This is a genomic window from Flavobacterium facile (genome assembly GCF_036321945.1).
In the GTDB taxonomy this organism is placed as follows: Bacteria; Bacteroidota; Bacteroidia; order Flavobacteriales; family Flavobacteriaceae; genus Flavobacterium; species Flavobacterium facile.
In genome coordinates this window covers 1-2365 of the sequence record NZ_JAZAYT010000008.1, presented here as the reverse complement: position 1 = coordinate 2365, position 2365 = coordinate 1, and the positions used below count along the sequence as shown (strand labels likewise).

General features: G+C 34.5%; 2 protein-coding genes. Both read right to left on the bottom strand.

What is annotated here, in order from left to right; translation table 11 throughout:
• On the bottom strand, positions 1 to 339 hold a 339-nt coding region (locus UEQ13_RS00050; RefSeq protein ID WP_329804336.1), incomplete at its 3' end, for a hypothetical protein.
• Positions 339 to 2285 carry a phage tail tape measure protein gene (locus tag UEQ13_RS00045; protein WP_329804335.1) on the bottom strand — a complete coding sequence of 649 codons (1947 nt, stop codon included), beginning with the start codon at positions 2283 to 2285 and terminating at the stop codon, positions 339 to 341. The genes UEQ13_RS00050 and UEQ13_RS00045, both read right to left, overlap by 1 nt.
• Positions 2286 to 2365: the final 80 nt, after the last annotated feature.

Genomic DNA, 2365 nt, shown 5'->3' with positions numbered 1-2365 from the left:
TCCACGACCACCGTTAACTTTGGTAACTCCAATTATTTTTTCACGATTAAATGAAACTACCGTTGAAATTGGTAAACGAAAATCCGATTTTTGAATATCTACTATTTCGCCATTTGTATTGTATGCTTTATAAGTTCCTTCCAAAAACGTTATTGGTGAAATTATAGGAGTTCCTAAAGCTGTAACATCAGTAACTTCATCAGATTCAATTACGGAAATTCCATTAAACAAACCGTTAGGGTCGTTAGGTTTGTCCTCAATTTCAATACCATACGAATCTCGTATTTTTAGCCCAAAGGCTTCTAAAAACAAATTCGGGATGTTATATTCTGTTGCCATTAGTTTGCAGCTATTAATGCGTCTTTAATTGTGTCGTTTATTCTACCAACCACATGCTCTGTAATTTTTTCAAAATTTTTCAAATCTTCTTTTGCTACTTTGTAAGTGTTATAAACATTTAATGTCATATTTATAATTCTTGCAGTTCCAGAACTTGATGATGTTGATTTGTCCGTAGCTGATGGTTTAACAGGAGCAATTGGTGGTTTTGAAAGACCTTCCGGTTTAAATTTATCTTCTGGAACTACTTTTGTTTTTTTCTTTGTTTCTTCTTTTTTATCGCCTTCAGTAAGTGCTAAATTTTGGCGCATTTCTTTTATCCATTTTGCACCACCACCAGCCAAACCACCTAAACCAGGTATTTTTGCTAAAAGTTGTAAAAGTTGCTGAACTGGATATAATAATGCATCTAAAAGAACTAACCCAATACGTTTTATACCTCCAACAATACCGCCTTTTGTAAAGGCTTCTGTAATACTGTCCCAATGTCGTTTAAAACTCATAATAATGTTAATCAACATACCAAATGGACCCATAAGAAAAGTAATTGCAGCACCCCAATCATCATAGTATTTAATAACCACCGCAATAATGGCTATTAATGCCGTAATAATTAATATTATAGCGCCAATTGGGTTAGCATCCATTGCGACATTTAAATTCCATTGTGCAATTGTTTGACCAATTGTTGAAGCTTTTAATAAAGTGTATAATTGAGATAATGCCAGAACACCCGGAGCTAAAGAAACTAACCCCATAATTCCCTGTAATCCAACATCAAGAAAAGGTAACATTTCGCCAGTTGCACCATATATAGAAAGTTTTATATCATCAAAATACGATGTAATTCTATCCTTTTGTTCCTGGTAACTTGTACCCATTGTTGCTGCCATATCTGAAAGAGCAGATTGATCATCAAGTATTTGACCTGTGTATTTTTTAAGTAATTCTGTTTCATTTAATAAACCAGTAATTGCAACAACATTTTCTTGACCAAACATTGCACCAAGCAGCGCATCATTACCACCTAACTTTTTAAGTTCCGTAATTCTTTCAGCCAACGTCAAGTTTTTATTTGCTAAAACATCAACATCAACACCCGCACCTTTCAATTGTTCTCGCACTTCTTTTGGTAAAAATTCCTTTTTACCTAAAATTCCTAAAACATTTCTAAGTGCAATACCACCTTCAGCTCCTTCTTTACCGTATTTTCCTAAAACCTGTAAAGCTCCATTAGTTTCAGCAAATGAAACATTGGCGTTTTTTGCAACAGCTCCAACATTATCAATTGCTTGTGCGACTTGATCAACTTCTTGATTACCTACTTTTGCAGACGCAACAATTTGGTTTAACATTACATCCATTTCGTTAGCCGCTTCTGCTGGATTTGATAAATCAACACCAAATTGATTCATAACACTCGAAGCAGATTTTGTTGCTCCTTCCAAATCACCATGCATTGTTTCTGCAAGTTTGGCTACAGATGTGCCCATTTGATCAAGTGCTTCTGGACTATCAGCAATCTCTGGAGTCAATTTAGAAAGTAATAGAGTATAACTTCTAATGTTATCCTGTGCTTTACTTCCAAACTCTTTTGATGTATTACGTGCGTTTTCTCCAATTTGAGCCAAAGCTTCATCAGTAACACCAGTAATAGCTTTCAATTCTTTCAAAGAACTATCGTATGCGTATGCACCTTGTGCACCATCTAAAAAAGGTTGCCCTAAATTATTAAGCGCATTTGCTCCAGCTTCAGCTGCTAAAACTTTTAAAGATTGATTTGGTTTTTCAAATGCCTTTGCAGCATCATTTCCCATTTTTTCAACCTTTTTATCAACTCCATCTATAGCAATTTCCATCTTGTCGATAGATGCCGTAACCTCTTTTACTGGTTTAGTAATCTTATCTACAAGTTCGAGTATCCAATTTGAAGTTTGATCTGACATTATTCGTTTTCTGGTTTAGCTTGAAATAGTTTAGCTAAAACTGTCGCTAAAATTTCGGTGTCTAATTTTTTTAAAAATTG